Source organism: Streptococcus oralis (genome assembly GCF_003942875.1).
Taxonomy (GTDB): Bacteria; Bacillota; Bacilli; order Lactobacillales; family Streptococcaceae; genus Streptococcus; species Streptococcus oralis_BX.
On the sequence record NZ_RMVK01000005.1, the window covers coordinates 61,146 to 80,714 of the forward strand.

At 40.9% G+C, this 19,569-nt stretch carries 12 protein-coding genes; 3 read left to right on the top strand and 9 right to left on the bottom strand.

From position 1 onward, the window contains the following. Positions 1–17: 17 nt before the first annotated feature. The 6 genes from D8844_RS06395 to D8844_RS06425 form a co-directional block, all read right to left on the bottom strand. Complete coding sequence (locus D8844_RS06395; RefSeq protein ID WP_125422759.1) at positions 18–605, bottom strand: TlpA family protein disulfide reductase; 588 nt, start codon at positions 603–605, stop codon at positions 18–20. Positions 606–995: 390 nt separating this feature from the next. Continuing rightward, the gene (gene glnA, locus D8844_RS06405; RefSeq protein ID WP_001122885.1) at positions 996–2,342 is read right to left on the bottom strand and encodes a type I glutamate--ammonia ligase; all 1,347 of its coding nucleotides are present in this window, start codon (positions 2,340–2,342) and stop codon (positions 996–998) included. Between the two features lie 38 nt (positions 2,343–2,380). Then, positions 2,381–2,737 carry a transcriptional repressor GlnR gene (gene glnR, locus D8844_RS06410; RefSeq protein WP_000664333.1) on the bottom strand — a complete coding sequence of 119 codons (357 nt, stop codon included), beginning with the start codon at positions 2,735–2,737 and terminating at the stop codon, positions 2,381–2,383. Between the two features lie 76 nt (positions 2,738–2,813). Then, positions 2,814–3,341, bottom strand: a complete 528-nt coding sequence (locus D8844_RS06415; RefSeq protein ID WP_000119887.1) for an FUSC family protein — start codon at positions 3,339–3,341, stop codon at positions 2,814–2,816. A 133-nt stretch (positions 3,342–3,474) separates the two neighbouring features. Next, on the bottom strand, positions 3,475–8,106 hold the full coding sequence (locus D8844_RS06420; RefSeq protein WP_125422765.1) for an antigen I/II family LPXTG-anchored adhesin: 4,632 nt from the start codon (positions 8,104–8,106) through the stop codon (positions 3,475–3,477). 165 nt (positions 8,107–8,271) lie between these two features. Further along, a complete protein-coding gene (locus D8844_RS06425) occupies positions 8,272–9,471 on the bottom strand; it encodes a phosphoglycerate kinase (protein WP_001096772.1) in 1,200 nt (399 codons plus the stop codon). 353 nt (positions 9,472–9,824) lie between these two features. On the opposite strand from D8844_RS06425, the gene D8844_RS06430 reads away from it, so the two are divergent. Together D8844_RS06430 and D8844_RS06435 are read left to right on the top strand one after the other, a co-directional pair. Then, positions 9,825–10,751 carry a helix-turn-helix transcriptional regulator gene (locus tag D8844_RS06430; RefSeq protein ID WP_125422768.1) on the top strand — a complete coding sequence of 309 codons (927 nt, stop codon included), beginning with the start codon at positions 9,825–9,827 and terminating at the stop codon, positions 10,749–10,751. Positions 10,752–10,835: 84 nt separating this feature from the next. After that, the gene (locus tag D8844_RS06435) at positions 10,836–11,204 is read left to right on the top strand and encodes a hypothetical protein (protein ID WP_002879744.1); all 369 of its coding nucleotides are present in this window, start codon (positions 10,836–10,838) and stop codon (positions 11,202–11,204) included. Between the two features lie 117 nt (positions 11,205–11,321). Here the strand turns inward: D8844_RS06435 and D8844_RS06440 are convergent, their stop codons facing one another. Continuing rightward, on the bottom strand, positions 11,322–16,046 hold the full coding sequence (locus D8844_RS06440) for an endo-beta-N-acetylglucosaminidase (protein WP_125422771.1): 4,725 nt from the start codon (positions 16,044–16,046) through the stop codon (positions 11,322–11,324). 332 nt (positions 16,047–16,378) lie between these two features. On the opposite strand from D8844_RS06440, the gene D8844_RS06445 reads away from it, so the two are divergent. Continuing rightward, complete coding sequence (locus D8844_RS06445; RefSeq protein WP_000026662.1) at positions 16,379–18,010, top strand: Na/Pi cotransporter family protein; 1,632 nt, start codon at positions 16,379–16,381, stop codon at positions 18,008–18,010. Positions 18,011–18,106: 96 nt separating this feature from the next. Here the strand turns inward: D8844_RS06445 and D8844_RS06450 are convergent, their stop codons facing one another. Then, complete coding sequence (locus D8844_RS06450; RefSeq protein WP_000840146.1) at positions 18,107–18,403, bottom strand: bacteriocin immunity family protein; 297 nt, start codon at positions 18,401–18,403, stop codon at positions 18,107–18,109. Positions 18,404–18,423: 20 nt separating this feature from the next. Next, positions 18,424–19,488, bottom strand: a complete 1,065-nt coding sequence (pepA, locus tag D8844_RS06455; RefSeq protein WP_125422774.1) for a glutamyl aminopeptidase — start codon at positions 19,486–19,488, stop codon at positions 18,424–18,426. Positions 19,489–19,569 lie beyond the last annotated feature (81 nt).

Genomic DNA, 19,569 nt, shown 5'->3' on the forward strand with positions numbered 1-19,569 from the left:
TCTATAGTAGATATATGTTAGTTGAGTAGTGTTTGCAACTCTTTAGAAAAGCTTTCCGCATCGGAATGGTTAACCAATACATTTTTTACTTCTTGCTTTTTGGTTACAAAATACATACTTGGTATGGTCTGAACCTGTAATAGATCTGCAGCTGATTGATCTTCGTCATAGTAATAAGGGAAAGTGTATCCTTTTTCCTTAATGTATCGATCAGCACTCTCTTTTGTTTCTTTACCAGGTTCGTTCATATTTAGTAAAACAAAATTGATCTGTTCACCATACTTTTCATACATCTGCTGAACAATGGGTAGTTGTTTCTGACAATGAGGACACCAACTAGCCCATTCGACAATTAACATAGGTTTATCATACAGCTCTGAACTAGCAACTAATTTACCGTCTTGAGAAGTCATTTTAAATCCTGGAAGTTGTTGACCTTTTAGACTCAAGGCAGTATTGTTCTCAGCACTTGAAGTTGATTGCGAAACTGATGAAGTCCCTACTTCTCCGTCCTTAGCGGGTCTAGTATAATAAATCAAACCCACCGACAATCCGATGATGACTCCCACTGCTAAAAACGGAAGCCACCACTTATCTTTTTGCATAGAATCTCCTTTCCTTTTTGATGAAATATGGCGAGTAGAACTTGAGTAAATAATATAGTAAATAATTTATGAACCCTCCGAAACTCATCCATTCCAAAAAACATTTTATCATTTACTAATTCGTATTTCAAGAAATATGTTGTCAAATTGTAAACTTTTTTCTTTCTCACGCTAAACCCGCCACACTACTGCATTAAATAGGTATAATGAAAATGATTGGACGTTATTTTCTAATTATTTTCAGAATATTATTTCTTTTTAATGCATAATTCACTCTTTCTTGTTTTCTGTTTTTCTATATAATAACTATACTAAAAACAGCAACGAAATACATTTAAAAATTTGCAATAATAAAAAAGATTGCCCAATCAGACAATCTTTTTTATGTTCTTAATACAAATCAAGATAATTATCAACTTCCCATTGTGACACAAAGGTTGCATAGCTAGCCCACTCGATACGTTTAGCTTCAAGGAAGCTCGTGTAGATGTGTTCACCTAGGGCTGCCTTGACCACTTCATCCTCAGTCAAGGCTTTCAAGGCGTTGTGAAGCGTTGATGGAAGGTCAGTAATTCCAGCTTCCTTACGCTCTTCCGCTGTCATGATATAGATATTTTCTTCGATAGGAGCTGGTGCTTCGATTTTGTTTTCAATACCATGCAAACCAACTTCCAATAGAACTGCCATAGCGATGTATGGGTTTGCCATCGGGTCCACTGAACGCAACTCAAGACGAGTTCCCATACCACGTGAAGCTGGTACGCGCACAAGTGGCGAACGGTTACGACCAGCCCAAGCAATGTAAACAGGCGCTTCATAACCTGGAACCAAACGTTTGTATGAGTTAACTGTTGGGTTCATGATAGCAGTATAGTTGTAGGCATGCTTGATCAAACCACCAAGGAAATGGTAGGCCGTTTCAGACAACTGCATTCCTTTTGGATCATTTGGATCAAAGAAAGCATTGTTTCCTTCTGCATCAAACAAGGACATATTACAGTGCATACCTGATCCAGCAATACCAAATTTCGGTTTCGCCATAAAGGTTGCGTAAAGACCGTGTTTACGAGCAATGGTTTTAACAACGAGCTTAAAGATTTGAATCTTATCACAGGCACGGAGGACTTCATCATACTTGAAGTCAATTTCATGTTGTCCAACCGCAACCTCGTGGTGACTCGCTTCTACTTCAAATCCCATTTTGGTCAAGACATTAACGATTTCACGACGTGTATTGTCCGCAAGGTCAGTAGGCGCCAAATCAAAGTAGCCACCCTTGTCATTTACTTCAAGTGTTGGATCCCCATTTTCATCCAACTTAAATAGGAAGAATTCTGGTTCTGGACCAAGGTTGAAGGATTTGAATCCTACTTCTTCCATATGACGAAGTGCACGCTTCAGATTACCACGAGGGTCACCTGCAAAGGGTTCGCCTTCTGTTGTATAGACATCACAGATCAAACCTGCAACACTTCCATTTTCATCTCCCCAAGGGAAGACTGTCCATGTATCCAAGTCTGGGTACAAGTACATATCTGACTCATTGATACGTACAAAGCCTTCAATAGAAGAGCCATCAAACATGGCTTTGTTTGACAAGACCTTATCTAACTGTTCATCTGTAGCAGGAATTTCGACGTTTTTCATGGTTCCCAGAATATCTGAAAACATGAGACGGATAAAGGTAACATTTTTTTCCTTGACTTCACGACGAATATCTGCAGCTGTGATTGGCATGGGTTTTCTCCTTAATATATATGACTACTTGCGATTGCCTAACCGCGACCAAAGGGTGACCGTACTGAAGCAAAGCGCCCCTGCTGGAGGAGTTCATTGTGGAGTGCGCGACGCACTTCCGTCTGACTCACGGCTTTCTTGGACTTCGCCTCGCGTTCAGCATATTTTTTCTTAATCGCAGCAATATTATGACCTTCAGAGATATAATCTTTGATTTCAAGTAGACGATCCATGTCATTCAACGAATACATGCGACGGTTTCCTTCGTTTCGATCAGGTTTGATCAACTCTTGATCTTCATAATAACGAATCTGACGCGCCGAGAGATCGGTCAATTTCATAACACTGCCGATAGGAAAAACAGCCATATTTCGGCGAAATTCTCTTTCCTTCATTTACAATTTCCTTCTTCCTGTCTATTATAGTCTAAAAAAAGACATACGTCAACGAATAATGTCATAAAATGTAACATTATTTTCTTTTTTTCTCCCAAAAGAGTTTCAGTTGCTCAATATCATAATTTACAAGGATTGCGACAAAAACTCCCATAAATGTTTCAAATACGCGCGCAAACACGTACAAAAATGTTTCTCCACTTGGTATTGATAGGGTAATGATTAACATAGCTGCTACGCCACCGATAACTCCTGCCTTGTTGTTCATGGCGACATTTGTCATAATGGTTAACATGGTGCAAATCGGAACAACTAGTAAGGTTACCCAAAAGGCTCCATGAAATAAAGTGTTTAAGAGGAAAAAGACAAGAGCGTAAAAACCGCCAATGCTATTTCCTAAGATACGCGAAGTTCCAAAATGGACACTCTTATCAAAGCTCTCTCGTAAACTGAAGACCGCTGTTAGTGCTCCGATTTGAAGCCCCTTCCAGCCAAAAAAACCAAAAATCAAGAGAACTATAAATACGGCAATCCCTGTTTTGAAGGTTCGCATACCAAGCTTGAACTGTGACTTATCAAATTTATATTTTTTAAAATAACTCATAATCTCAACTTTCTACTACCATTTTAACATAAATTAGTTGATTTTATGAGCCAAAATCAATAGGAAGCGTTTTTAATTTTTGGCTATAAAAAAGAGGAAACAGAGTTCCTCTTTTCTATTTAACTTTTAGAGCTTAGTTGCTTTCGTCTTCTTTACGTTTCAACTGACCAAGTCCTAAAACTCCTACTAAAGCTGCTAGACCAAGATATGGCATGTAGCTTGAATCATTTGTACCTGTTTGAGGTAGAGTAGGGTTTCCTTTTGGATTTGGATTAGGAGTTGTTGGCTCCTCTGGTTTCTTAGGTTCTGGCGTTGTCGTGCGAACTGTATTTGAAGCATAAGCAACTTTGTTCACAGTATTTACATAGGTATTTTCAAAGGTTCCGACAGCAATTCGTTTCATTTGAATATAAGTCTCAGCCTGGAATGGAGAATCCAACTGAATCTCTTGAAGGAATTCTTCCTTGAAGCGAATGGTAATCATTCCCTTATCTTGATCATGTTCAACTTGTGTTTCAGCTGTTAAATCTGTCCCAGCCTTAATAACACGGCCGTCTTTCAATCGGATATCAACCTTGGCAAGAACTTTATAGTTTCCAGTGTATTGATCACCTTTTTGGTCATAATCATCTACAAAACTATAGTCATTTAAGTCCTCAGAATGATTTTGTGGAATCAAACCACCGATTAAACGATAATTGAAGTACTGGTTCAACGGAATAGTTTGGCCATCAATATTGTCACTGCTTGGATCCATACTGATTGTCACATCTTTTTTCGGTGTGATTTTCGGTACGTTGTTGACAACTACTTCTGTAGCATAGCCATTTCCAAAATCAATTTGGTAGGCTTTGTTTTCATACTTACCACCCGTTTGACCAAATTCAGGTTTAACTGTCATCGGATCTGTGATTAGCAATGATTTTCCTGCTGCCACATAGTTCTTGTAGAATTCGGCTGGATTATCAGCAGAGAAGAGTTGGAAAGCACCTTTAACAGTGATGTTTGCTTTCTTCAACAAGTCCTGAACTTTCTTAGGAGCAGCTTCTAAACTATCAAACTGTTGAACACTGATACCTGATACAAGATTGCCCTCTAGATCACGAATCTTAACCAATTCTGGTTGAAGGGTTAAGGCTTCTTCTGGATAATCATCCACATAGTAGAAACCATTTTGAATTGCTTCTTTAGAAGATTTATCTCCCTTGTATTGGTCCAAATCCCATGTGAGTTCATAGTAGTTCGTTGAACCAGCTAGAACTTCTTTGCCATCAATATTCACACCTTGCTTGTTCTTGTTAACTTTCAAAGGCTTGATGTAGTTGTTATTTGGATTGTCAGGATCATTTGGTTTACCTGGAGTCGTTACACGAACAATGTTTGACTTGACACCGTAGGCATCGTTGACTGTCAATGTAAAGTTATTTGTATAAGTCGCCCCATCATTCAAGACACGACCAACAACAGTTGGATATAGAGTCTCAAAGGATTTTGTCAAATCTGCATTGAAAGCAGCCAAGGTCTCCTCAGTAGCCTTAAAGGTTACAGTGTGACTAGCTTTGTCATAGCTTGTTTCAAAACCTTTGCTTGCAGCCTTGGTCGCTTCCAAATCAAACTGATAGCCCGTTGGAAGTGGATCTACCAATACAAACGAAGTTGTTTTTGGACGCCCTGCAGTTAAAGCTTCCGTTTTCAACTCAAACTTCACTACAGACTGCTTAGCAACGAGAGTACGATCGATATCTACACCATCCTCATTCTTAATTTCTTTATTAATTTGAGGTTGCGCCAACAAGCTATTATAATGGAAGTGTACTGTCGGCACCGCTGGAGGAGTCGGTAGCTGTTTAGGAGTTGGTGCTAGCGGCGGAGTTGGCAATGGATCATAGTTTGGCTCTTCTGGTTTTGATGGCTCTGGTTGATCTGGAGTTTTTACCGGCGGAGTTGGCTCATTTTCGTAGCTTGGTGCTACTGGAGCCGGTTCCAATGGTTTTTCTGTCTCATATGTTGGCTCTTCTGGTTTTGATGGCTCCGGTTGATCTGGAGTTTTTACCGGTGGAGTTGGCTCATTTTCGTAGTTTGGTGCTACTGGAGCTGGTTCCAATGGTTTCTCTGTCTCATATGTTGGCTCTTCTGGTTTTGATGGCTCCGGTTGATCTGGAGTTTTTACTGGTGGAGTTGGCTCATTTTCGTAGTTTGGTACTACTGGAGCTGGTTCCAGTGGTTTCTCTACTTCATAAGTTGGAGCTTGTGGTGCAGTTGGTTCTACTGGCGGAGTTGGTTTTTCCTTAGTAATTTTCGGAACGTTGACGGCACGAATCTTACCATTGAGTGAGTACCAGATGTTTGGTCTTTTNCCTGTATCAACCGCCATAACTGGATCAGAAGGAACTACTAGGGTCGCAGAAATGGCACCAACAGTAACACGGTTAGTTGAACCAGACATGCTGATTGCTCCTGCACCATACCAAGAGTTTGGAGCATCTGATGAATCCCAACCTGAACCAGGTTGACCATTTGGATACATAGTCCAACGAGATCCACCTTGGTCTTTTTTAAAGTTCAAGGTTTCTGTGGCATAAATCTTTCCGTCTTTTTCTCCAACAGATGAACCGGAAATTTTAATAAAGTTACCAGTGTAATCCTTGGCCATCTCAATAGAATTATTTTCTCTATTTAGAGATGCTACTGAAAGAAGGGCATTGTCAAAATTAATTGGTTGGTCATTTTCATCATAGAAGGTAAATTCATTTTTAATGAAAATTGAAGTCCCTTTTTCAACATCACCAGTGTAAGCAGAAGCAAAGACACCCAAAGTTGGGTCACTAAAGATTCCCAACCAAACTTTTCCACTAGGATTTTTAAATTGAGAAGAAGGATCTACAGTATATTTGTAAACAATCTTGGAAATCTTTTTACCATTGTAGTATGAATTTTGAAGGTTGGTATAAGTTGCAGTTACGCTTTGCCCACGTTCTAGAAGAACAGAGCCCCATTTAACTTCTGTTTTATTCCCTACATTGGTGGTCCAGTCAGATTTGTCTCCAATATTACCATACAATTCCACCGAAGAAGCGGTAGCACCGTTTTCCAAGTTCTTGACATTTAGATTGTCTAACTGAAGATTTTTCTTGCCATATTGGACTGTGTCTTTCTTAAAAGCTTCATCAACTGCTGCTGCAGTGAGAAGTTTTCCTTCCGTTTTGAGATCAAGTTGAGCATTCGGTTCTAAATCGTAAACCAAGCTCTGAGCAGATGGCTTAGACAAGTAACCATCTTGATCTTTATTCTTTTCAAGTTCTACAAGGGCCGCCTTAATTTTAGCCTGCTCATCTTTATAAGCCTGCAACTTAGCCGGATACTCAGCCAACTCTTTCTTATATTTGGCAAGATCAGCTTCATATTTAGCTAATTTTGCTTCATAGTCAGTTTTAGCCGCGGCATTCCGTTGCTTGATTTCTTCGTTTTCAGCTTGGAGCGCTGCATTTTTAGCTGTGTTTTCTTCAACAGCCTTCTCATAAGCTGCTTTAGCATCAGCATTTGCCTTTTGAACACGAGCTAGTTCTGTCTGATAAGCCGCTAACTTAGTTTGGTAGTCTGTTTCGTTAGCTGCATTCGCTTGTTTGACTGCTGCCAAGTCTTTTTCGTATTGTGCTATTTTAGCCTCATAAGTTGCCTTGGCTGTTTCATTTCGTTGTTTAATAGCTTCATTTTCAGCTTGGATAGCATTGTTTTTAGCTGTGTTTTCTTCAACAGCCTTTTCATAGGCTATTTTTGCATCAGAATTAGCCTTTTGAACACGTGCCAATTCTGTTTGATAAGCTGCTAATTTAGCTTGATAATCAGCATCATTATCCTCTTTAGCTTTCTTAGTAGCTGCAAGGTCTGCTTCATACTGCTTCATCGCTGCTTCATAATTCGCTTTTGCAGTTTCATTACGCTGTTTAATCGCTTCATTTTCAGCTTTAAGCGCTTCGTTTTTAGCTGTATTTTCTTTTACTGCTTTATCATAAGCCTCTTTAGCTTCAGCATTAGCTTTTTGTACTCGAGCTAATTCTGTCTGGTAAGCTGAAAGTTTATTTTGATAATCCTGTTGACTATCTTCATTTGCTTTTTTGACAGTTGCTAAATCTTTTTGATATTGTGCTAGCTTAGCCTCATATTCTGCTTTAGCTGTTGCATTAGCAGTGTTGATTTTTTCAACTTCTTCTTGATGACTTTTTAGATCTTTTTGGTACTTGTCATCCGCTGCTTTGTTTTCAGCATTGATTTTATCTGTTTCAGCCTGATGAGCTGCGACTTCTTTTTTATATGCTTCAGTTGTTGTCTTTACTTCTTCAGCCTGTTTAGCATAGTCGCTTTTAATCTCATCTTGTTTTTGAGCATTCTCTGTAGCAGTTGTGGCTGTTCCTTTGTCTTTTGTTTCATCTTGAACTACCTTAACTCCTGCAGATTTTGCATCAGCAACTGCTTTATCCAAATCAGCTGATGATACTTCTACTGGCAAAGCTGAGTCTTTAGAACCAGCCTTAGCTTGGCTTGCTTTGGCAACTTGGCTCATTTCACCCTGAGCTTCAGGTAGATTTGTGGCTGGGTTCCCTGTAGTAGCTACCTCAACTGTACTTGTACTAGTTGTCTCTGTAACTTCATCAGCAAATACTGCTTTGTCTGCAAAAGCAATCAAAGCAGTTCCTAAAACAGCACCACACAACGTTTTCGCAACTTTGCTTTTACGAAATCCATAGACTTCTTTTTTATTTTTCATTATAATCCTTTTCCTTATCTAAATTTAGTCGTTACTTTTCATATTAGCACTTTACAAAGCAGGATGCAAATATTTACTCTTTTTTTTTATTTATAGAAAAATTCCACCTATTTATAAATTAAATTAAAAAGAAGATGGTCACACCATCTTCCTTTAGTTAACTATTTATTTTTCAGTCAAGGCTGCCAATCCTGGAAGAACTTTACCTTCAAGGAGTTCCATTGATGCTCCACCACCAGTAGAGATCCATGAGAACTTGTCTGCACGGCCAAGGTTGATGGCTGCAGCAGCTGAGTCACCACCACCGATGATTGATTTCACACCTGGTTGTTTCACGATAGCATCCATGACACCGATTGTACCAGCTTGGAAGTCTGGGTTTTCAAATACACCCATAGGTCCGTTCCATACAACTGTTTTGGCACCAGTCAAAGCTTCGTCGAATTTAGCGATAGATTTAGGACCGATATCCAAACCAAGGAAACCTGGATCAACTGCTTCACCTTCAGTGTCTTTCACTTCAGTGTAGTCAGCAAATGCGTTTGCTTCTTTTGAGTCAACTGGCAAGATCAATTTGCCATTTGCTTTTTCAAGAAGAGCTTTTGCAACATCCAATTTGTCTTCTTCTACAAGTGAGTTACCAATTTCGATACCTTGAGCTTTGTAGAATGTGTAAGTCATCCCACCACCGATAAGCACTTTATCAGCTTTTTCAAGCAAGTTTTCGATGACACCGATCTTGTCAGATACTTTTGAACCACCAAGGATCGCTACGAATGGACGTTCTGGAGCTTCAACTGCTTCTTGGATGTAGGCAATTTCGTTTTCAAGAAGGAAACCAGCAACTGCTTTTTCAACGTTTGCTGAGATACCAACGTTAGATGCGTGTGCACGGTGAGCAGTACCGAATGCATCGTTTACGAAGATACCATCTCCAAGTGAAGCCCAGTATTTACCAAGTTCAGAATCGTTTTTAGATTCTTTCTTGCCGTCAACATCTTCGAAACGAGTGTTTTCAACCAAGAGAACTTGTCCATCTTCAAGAGCGTTAACAGCGGCTTCCAATTCAGCACCACGTGTAACACCTGGGATAAATTTAACTTCTTGTCCCAATTTAGCAGCCAAGTCAGCAGCTACAGGAGCAAGTGATTTACCTTCTTTGTCTGCTTCTTCTTTTACACGTCCAAGGTGAGAGAAGAGGATTGCACGTCCACCTTGTTCAAGGATGTACTTGATAGTTGGAAGAGCTGCAGTGATACGGTTATCATTGGTAATCACGCCATCTTTAACAGGTACGTTGAAGTCAACACGAACGAGAACTTTTTTCCCTTTCAAGTCAACGTCTTTAACAGTCAATTTTGCCATTAGATATGACTCCTTCTTTTTTTATACGTGTTAATTATATCACAAAATCCGCAAAAGAGATAGAAAAACCCTAAACTTTTCTTGTTCATTCTTCTATCTATTAACCTAAAAACCTAGGATTGCAGTGCGGGAAATAGTAATCTTCACATAATTCGGTTGGAATATTTTAGGCGAATTTCTTGATTGATCTGCCTAATTACTTCTACACTATCCTTTTTCTAAGATTTTAATCCTTAATATTCTAAACTCTACAGTCCTTCTTTTTGAATTGCTGGGTTTCTTATTATACAATATAACTAAAATAATTTCTTCAGTTTGTGCTATTTGAGATTAAAAGAAGGGGAATTGCTACCATGAAATTAGAAAGACTAATCTATATTTTACTGTCTCTTTTGAATAAGAAGAGAATAACAGCTAAAGAGATCGCAGAGAGGTTTGAAATATCTACTCGAACTGTATATAGAGACATGGATACACTCAGTTTAGCGGGGATCCCAATCTATTCGGAACGTGGAGATAAGGGAGGTTTCTATATACCGAGCGACTATAAGATAGACAGAAACTTTTTCACTGAGGAAGAGAGACAGTTTATCATTAATATGAGCCAAAATGTTAGTAAAATCGTTGGTCATTCAAGTCTTGACAGTATCGAACACAAGCTGTCTTCTCAAGAAATTACAAGAGCAAACAGTCCTTTTTACTTTGATCTCAGTTCCTGGACTCTTAATACAAATTATTTACTAGAAATTGAGGAAGCGATACAAACTGAACAGATGATTTCTTTTTCTTACTATTCGAAAAAACAAGAGAAAAGTCAGCGAACAGTTATTCCATACAGATTGATCTATAAACTGAATGCTTGGTATGTTATCGGTTACTGCTTAGAAAAATTAGATTTTCGTATTTTTAAATTAACTCGAATTCGTGAACTAGAACTAGTGGAGATAGAAGATAAACCATTCGATTATCCACGTTTATCTCAAGAAAAGTTAGAGCTTTTTTTAAATCCCCCAAAACATAAAGTGGAGGGGCAAAGAGAAGAAATCGAACTAGTTTTTACAAGATTTGCACTTCCAAAAATCTACGATTACTTCACGGAAGAAGAAATCAGAGTCGAGGACGAAATAATAAAAGTTCAGGCATTTAGAGCTTTAACTCCTTCGTTTTTTGATTTACTATTAAGTTTTGGTTATCAAGTAAAGGTCGTATCTCCAAGTCGCTTACAAAATCTACTGGTCAGTACTCTCAAAAAAAATCTTCAGCAATATGACAACCTGTAGTCATATTTCCTTTTGTATACTCTTAAGTGGGCAAAATATTTCGTGATATTCATCATAGCCCAATTATTTTACAGGAGGTTCCAAATGGATACAAAAACACTTGCAGAAAGCTATTTTACGGCAGTAAATGAGGGAGGCTGGGAAGATTTCGTAGCTGAAAACTTTGACTATGGCATGTGCGATAGTATAGAAATTCGACAAGGACGTGATGTTTATTTGCAAGGCGCAGGCCAATTCTATGCTTTGAGCCAGCATCTTGAAGTGAAGCAATTACTTGTTGATGGTCGAGCAGTCTCAGCTTTAAATCGCTACCGTCTACATTCTCCTCAAGGAAAAGAACTAGAGCTGGATGTCGCAGAATTTCTGAAATTTGATGAATTTGATAAATTAGTTGCATCCAATATTTATTTCGACACCTATCGTTTCCAAAAATTTATCCAAGGAATTGAATAACAAAAATCTAGCTTCAAATTTACTCTTCAATTTCAAAACTAAAAACAAGGCCTGACTAATCTACAGTCAAACCTTGTTTTTTATTTTTATGAGAAAATCCAAGATTCGTAAATCTGATTAGTCTTCTCTCTTCTTTCCAGCAAGCAAGCCGTAGCCACTCATTAGTCCGAGGAGTCCCAGCGCTACTAGACTAGCATCTCTTGTCGCTCCCGTATTTGGAAGCTCTTTACTTACTTCTTCAATTTTTGCTGGCGTTGCTGAGAGCGCTTGATCCCTTGTTTGTGAGACTTGCTCTTCTTTCGTTCCTACTTCGACAATTTCTGGAAGAGCTTCCTTGAGAACCTCAGTAGAATGAAGGGTGCGTTTGCCCTGAGCATCAACTTCTACAAAGCGACGAACTTGGCCTTCAACGCCTGCTTGAACTAGCTGGCGTTTGCCTTTGAGAAGGGCTGCATTTGGTCGTTCTTGACGTTCGAAGGAAACTGTTCCCTCTTCAACTTCCAGTTTCGGAGTTTCTAGAACTAAATCTTTCACACCTTCAGCTGGTTGGTTGCTTGATAGAACTTTTGTTCCAACTTCGGTGATTTCTGGGATTGCTTCCTTGACTACCTCAGTCGAACGAAGAGTGCGTCTACCTTGGGTATCTACTGCTACAAAGTGGCGAACTTGACCTTCAACTCCAGCTTGCACAACACGGCGTTGTCCTTTGAGAAATTCGGAGTTTGGTCGCTCCTGACGTTCATAGGCTGTTGTTTCAGTTTCAATAACTAGTTCAGGGAGGGCCTCAACCGTCGGGGCCACTTCATTTGGATCCATGCTACCAACATGATGGCTTTCTTCTGCAGGAGCTAGTTTCTTATTCAGCTTTTCTTTCATTTCTGAAAAAGCTTGTGGAGTTGGCATCTCTGAAGCTAATAAAGTTTCTGCTTGTTCAATCAACTCAGCTTTAGGATCTTTTTCACGGACAGATTCGAGCAAACCTTCCAATTCTTCTCTAGCTGTCTGATAACGTTGATTTCCATCCAAGTCCGCTCCAGCTTGTTTCAATTCATTCAAGGCTTTATTGACTTCTTCTTGACTGGCATCATGGTTTTCTGCTACAGCTTTCGCTACATTGAGCTTCTCTACTAGTGCTGCTTGTTTGTCCTCGCTTGAGAAGGTGTAGGCAAGGGTTGACTGACGGCCTTGGGCAGCAGTAATTTCTTGTTTGAGGTACTCGTCGTTGACAGCTGCTTTTGGAGAAACCAAGACATCGAACTCAGCTGTGTGTCCCTTGTAATGCAAGGTCAAGGTTTGTCGTCCAGTCTTTTGAGCATCGTAGCCTGTAATTTCAACACCTTGATCTGTAAAGGCATGGCTTTCTTCTGTCTCATCATCATAGAGAACGCCGAAGCGACCTTCTGCAAGATCCAGTTGATCTCCTACTAGATAGTCTGTTTTCGGTTTCTGAGTAATGTACAAGCCTGCTACTTCTTTCGGCTTCCCTTCATCTTGACCAGTCACTTGTACTTTTAAGTCACCAGTAACCGAAAGTCCAAGGTAGCTGACTGTGAGCTTTTGTTCCCCTTTTTGATGAGCGTCGTATCCAGAAACAGTCACACCTGAGTGAGTAAGGTTAATCAGCTCATCGGCTTGTCCCCCTTCGTACTGAACACGGAGGGTTCCGCCTCTGAGGTCAAGTTTTTCTCCCTCTTTGTAAACTATCTTCTTAGGTCCTTTTTCAAGGCTAACTGCAGCAATTTTTCTCTCATCCTGCGGAATCGCTACAGCCAAGGTGTTACTGATTTCTTTGCCAGGTAGTTGGGTACGATAGTAGAGGAGAGTTGGTTGCTTGTCAAAGCCCAATGGTGCTGTTGCCAAGTCGCCTCCAGTTTCAGACTTCAAGGTTGCAATTGGTGTTTGTGAATCTGCCTTGTCGTAAACGGTGATAGTTGCACCCGCTGGAACATCAGAGAAACCAAGTTGAACTTGGTGGTTTCCAAGTGAACGGGCAGCTACCTTAGCCATTGGAATATTTTGACTTTCTGTGTCCAAGGTTTCGTACATCTTCCAGTTGTAGATACGAATGGCCTTCCAAGGTGTCCCATTATCTGAAGTGATAACTTTTAGGCGCCAGTCTTGGGCAGTGATTGGTTTGTCAAGAGTGATATCTGTCACGTGTGCTTTGTTGCCACGGACTTCCTTAGCTAGTTTCCACTCACCATCTGTATCCTTGTAGTAAAGATCAAAGTCCTTGGTGTTCATCAAACCATCGTTGACAGACTCACCACCAGCTCCCGCATGATCCATGACCCATCTAACAACGGTACGTGACTTGGTCAAACGAATATCCACACTACCGCTCAACTGAGCTGAAGACCACTTGTCTGACAGACTTGTAATCGTACCATTCAACATGCCTTCGATGCCTTCCCCGCCTTCAGTATTTGGGAAAGTGCTACCAATAACCGTTGCCCCTGGAACAATATTTTCAGCCAAAGGTCTTGGGAGAGTTGTATCCTGAACAGTCATGCCCCAGTTGAATGACGCAGTTGCAGCCTCAGAACGGAGTCCATTTTTACCAACTGCAACGACTTTCAATTCCTGAGTCGTACCAGTCGCATTAGCAGAACGGCTAACTTTTGGCAAGTAGATGGTTGAAGCAGATGAACCCGTCAACAAACGCCAGTTGTCACCGTCTTTTTCATAGACTTCATAGAAATCTGCATCTTGGTTACCCGTAAATTGAACAACTGCTTCAGCTTCTTGAGCATTCTTAAGAGATTGTTTCACTACTGAGAGACCTGTAGGTGCTTGTGGCGCTTGGTGATTGTCCGAGATAGTTAATTGTCCTAGGTTGAACTGGTAATCTTTTACAGAACCTTCATGCTCGAAGAAGAGTTTGACTGCATAGATGGTTTTTCCAGCTAGTGAGCTAAGGTCAAATTCTTCATTCTTCCAGTCATCAGATAAAGTCAGTTCTTTCCATGCAGCTGCATCCTCAAATTTGTAGTCTGGAGTTGTAGAGAAGGCCATATAAACTTTAGAGCCTTTTCCTCCCTTATGGGCAACACGAAGTTTGGTGTTTTCAGTTACTTCTAGTTTGGTAGAATACAAATTCACATCCTGGTCTGTCTTACCAGCTACATCACCAGAGAATTTAAGAGAGTTCCCACCATTATAGGCATCTGTAAAATCATATTCTGCACGAAGTTTTTCACCTGTCGAAGTCTGCCACCAGCGCCATGTTGGCAAAACACCTGAAACAGAACGGTAGTTCCACTCAGAATCCTTAGAAACTTTACCCTCAACAAACCATTTTCTACCATGACCTGTATTAAAAGAGGTGGTGAAGGTACGTCCTACTGCTGGTGTACGGTCAGCAACTAAATTGGCAATTCCATACCACTCTTTGTCAGCTGGTTTTTGAGCCGTTGGATCTCCTTGGTAACCTGTAAAGAAGATGTCTTCGTTCTTGTGGTAGTCTTCGCCTGTTTTTCCTAGACTGGTAATCGTATCTGGTGCAAAAAGTCCAAGTGACAAACGCAACTTGCCTTTTTCATCTAAGAGGGCATCCCATTTGACTTTGGTCTTATAAGAGCCACCTTGTTGCAATTCCAAGCCTGCAAAGACATCATATTGACTACGCTCTAGCCATTTGGCCATCTCTACGGAGTGGTCATTCTTTTCCTTGTTCCAGTTGAAATTGGCAAAGAATTGATCCGCAGGGACCTTGTCTCCTTCTTTTTGCATGAACTGGTAGTTGTAATCACCTAGACCATCTTCGTGGTAACGACCGTATTTGTAGGTCATGGCATCGTACCAAGCATACTTGATTGGGTGGTTGACCTTAGCTGCATATTCTTTTGTATAGAGCATGAATTGGCGCATTTTTTCACCAAGAGGTGCTACCAATTCCCCCGTTGTTTCCTGATTAATGAAGTAACCATCAAAGCCATAGTACTTAGCAAGATCGACAAGCTTTCGTGCGATAGGGAAGGTGCCATCTGCATCTTGTTTCAAGGCAGCTGCAAATTTCTCTTGGTCGGCAATGCTGTTAGACCAGTTGAAAAAGAGTGTTCCATAAACGGGAACTCCGTTGCGGTGCCCGGCATCAATGACATCTGGAGTTGGAACTAGACCTTCCCAGAAGACCATTGAATCCAAGTATTGCCAGTAATCAAAAGCGTAGGCCTTGAATTCTTCTCCACCTACAGAAGCGTGGTCTTTGGCCTTTGAGTTGGTATTTGCTAGCGCCTGAACCTTGGCTCTTCTGCTTGCTTTTTCATTGACCAACTGCCCTCTGTGGCGCTTGGCGAGTTCAACTGAGGAACGGTTAATAGGATCATCCTCACGCGCACCCGGTTCCCATTTCAACAAATCCTCCCATGTATCAAATTTGATTTCTTTTGGTCGGAGACTCTTTTCTTCATTTTTAGGAACGTCTGCTAGAGTCGGTTTGTCGGCTTTCTTCTCAGTCACTTGAGGAGCTTCCGCTGGTTTGACTTCTTCTTTTTCAGTTGGTTGAGCAGGTTTTTCAGTTTTATCTGTCAGAGCTGGCTTCGCTTCTTCTTTTTCATTAACCAGATCCGTTATTGCTGGAGTGTTTTCTGAAATTGGTTGCTCAGCTACTTTGTTCTCTGTTTCCTCTAATTGTTTTTCAAGGGCTGCAGTATCTGGATTAGCTGTTTCACTAGCGCTTGTAGCTTGGGCGCTCGTATTTGCAGCTGTTTCAGGGACTGCGACTTGTTCGGCAAGAGCTGGGCTCGCAAATAGAGCTGAACCAATCATCAAGGAACAAGCCCCGATTGACAGCTTACGAATACTGTAACGGCAACGTTTTTCAAAAAATAGATTTTTCATCTTATCCTCCTAATAAAATATAAAGTAAGCGCTTTACTTTTTGATAAAAAGTAACTGTTCTCAGTGCACACCACCAGAACAGGATCATCTTCATTTTATCCTATATGAAAGCGATGTCAATCTATTTAACATAAAAACTATAACTAGGATAATAATCAGTAAAATTTGGACACAATCCTATAAATCATCTATCTTAAAGGGAATCTATCTCTCATTTTAAAAGAAAGTTCTTGTTTCTTATGAAAATTTCAGCTAAACACTTGTGAGATTTACTTTTATCCTTTAAAATAGAATAGGAGGAATTCCGTTATTATTTTTCGGAGGAAAAAGAAATGTCCATTAATTGGCAGGAAATTTTATTTCACTTTTTAGGAGGTCTAGGACTGTTTTTATACAGTATCAAGACCATGGGAGACGGTTTGCAACAAGCTGCTGGAGATCGCCTTCGTTTTTACATTGACAAGTACACTAGCAATCCCTTTTTAGGTGTTCTAGTCGGGATTGTCGTGACTGCCCTGATTCAGTCAAGTACAGGGGTTACAGTTATCACGGTTGGGCTAGTCAGCGCTAGTCTTCTAACCCTTAGACAGGCTATCGGAATTATCATGGGAGCTAACATCGGAACCACCGTTACTTCCTTTATCATCGGTTTCAAGCTTGGTGAGTATGCTTTGCCCTTGATTTTCCTTGGAACCATGTTCCTCTTCTTTACAAAAAACAGAACAGCAAACAATATCGGTCGCATCCTGTTTGGTGTTGGGGGAATCTTCTACGCCCTTAACCTCATCAGTGCCGGTATGAGCCCACTTAAAGATTTACCACAATTCAAGGAGTATATGGTCACTTTGGGACAAAACCCCATTTTAGGAGTGGTGGCCGGTGCAGTGATTACCGTCCTCATCCAGGCTTCCTCGGCTACAATCGGGATTTTGCAAGGCCTCTATGCAGGTGGGTTCCTTGATCTTAAAGGTTCACTACCAGTTCTTTTCGGAGATAATATCGGGACAACCCTAACAGTTATCATCGCAGCAGCTGGAGCCAATGTCTCAGCGAAACGCGTTGCAGCAACCCACGTTACCTTTAACGTTTTAGGAACTATTCTTTGCTTAATCTTATTAGGCCCCTTTACTGCTATGATCGAGTACTTCCAGGCACTCCTTCATCTCTCACCTGAGATGACCATCGCCTTCTCTCACGGTGCCTTTAACGTAAGTAACACCATTGTACAATTTCCATTCATCGGAGCCTTGGCCTACTTTGTAACCAAGCTCATCCCTGGTGAAGACGAGGTTGTCAAGTACGAGCCCCTCTATCTCGACGAGCAACTTATCCAGCAATCTCCTTCTATCGCTCTAGGAAATGCTAAAAAAGAACTTTTGCACTTGGGGAACTATGCAGCCAAAGCTTTTGACCTTTCTTATACCTATATCATCGGTTTGGATGAAAAGGTAGCTGAAAAAGGACACAAGACAGAGGAAGCCATCAATACCATCGATGAAAAACTCACTCGTTACCTCATCAGACTCTCAAGCGAATCCTTGAGTCAAAAGGAAAGTGAAGTCTTGACTAACATCCTTGATTCATCTCGTGATTTGGAACGGATTGGGGACCACGCAGAAGGCTTGCTCAACCTAACAGACTACCTCCAACGTAAGAATGTTCAATTTTCTGATGCTGCTTTAGAGGAATTAGCTGAGATTTATCAAGCAACAACTGCATTTATCAAGGATGCCCTTGATAGTGTGGAAAACAATGATATTGAAAAAGCTCAGAGTCTGATTGAACGTCATAAAGAAATCAACAATATGGAACGCGTTCTCAGAAAGACCCACATCAAACGCCTTAACAAGGGTGAGTGTTCTACACAAGCTGGAGTCAACTTTATCGACATCATTTCCCACTACACTCGTGTGTCTGACCATGCTATGAACCTAGCCGAAAAGGTCATTGCTGAACAAATCTAATAACCTAAAAGCTATCCTGAATGGGATGGCTTTTTTCGTCTCCTAATTAAGAATTTCTTTTGAAACATATAAAAAATACTTTGATTCACAATGGAATCAAAGCATTTTAAAGAGTTCTCCAAACATGATAGCAGAAACTGCAGTGCCCCTATACTTGGCTTCTTCTCTTTTGATAAAGCGCGCCAAGTTGATCAACTCAGGTGCTGGGTGTTTGGGATTGATGAGCAATTCACGGGTGACCAGTCCTGAAAGTCGGACTGCTAGTAATTGCTCATTTGTAGTGGGTAGTTTTTTAGCAGTCTCTAGGAGAGCAGCAACTAAATCTTCACTCAAGCCCTGACGAGCATGGTTGTAGAGATCTCTTATAAGGCTTTCTAGGTTTGGTTCTGCCATCCCGACCACCTCCCTTATGCTTAATAATGTTTAATCAAATCAACCGTTGAACGATCCAATTTTTTCACCAAGGCTTGCAAGAAAGCTTGAGCTTCTAGGAAGTCATCCATCGCGTAGAGAGTTTGGTGAGAGTGGATATAACGAGCGCAGACACCGATGGTTGTTGATGGGACACCACCATTTTTCAGATGAGCTGCTCCAGCGTCTGTTCCACCTTTTCCACAGTAGTATTGGTACTTGATACCTGCTTCTTCAGCCGTTGTCAAAAGGAAATCCTTCATACCTGGGAGGAGCAAGTGACCTGGATCGTAGAAGCGAATCAAAGTTCCGTCCCCAATTTTGCCTTGACCACCATAAACATCACCAGCAGGTGAACAGTCAACAGCTAGGAAAACTTCTGGATCAAACTTAGTTGTAGAAGTATGAGCGCCACGAAGACCAACTTCTTCTTGGACGTTCGAGCCAAGGTAGAGTTCATTTCCGAGTTTTTGACCTGACAAAGCTTCAGCTAGCTCGCTTACCATGAGGACACCGTAGCGATTGTCCCAAGCTTTTGAGATGATATTTTTTCCATTGGCTGTCAAGATCGCTAAGCTATCTGGTACGATGGTATCACCAGGACGGACTCCAAAGCTTTCTGCTTCAGCCTTATCCGCGAAACCACCATCAAAGATAATATCTGAAACAGCTGGCATGCTTGGTCCACCTGTTCCACGTGTCAAATGTGGCGGAACAGAGCCTGAAATCACAGGAATTTCACGACCGTCACGAGTAAAGAGTTTAAAGCGTTGGCTACTAACCACCATGGGATTCCAACCACCGATTTCAACCACACGGAAGGTACCATCTGGCTTAATCTCGCTGACCATAAAACCAACTTCGTCCATGTGAGAAGCGACCAAGACGCGTGGTGCTTCCGCAGCTTCTGAATGTTTAATTCCGAAAATACCACCCAAGCCATCTGTCACTACTTCATCCACGTGCGGTGTCAACTTCTCACGAAGATAAGTCCGGACAGGTGCTTCATGACCTGAGATCGCAGCAAGCTCTGTTACTTCTTTGATTTTTGAAAATAATGTTGTCATATCAGTTCCTTCTTTCTGTCCTCCATTTTACCACTTTTTATAGGAGAAGGATAGTAGGAAATTGGATTAGTTTTTACTAGT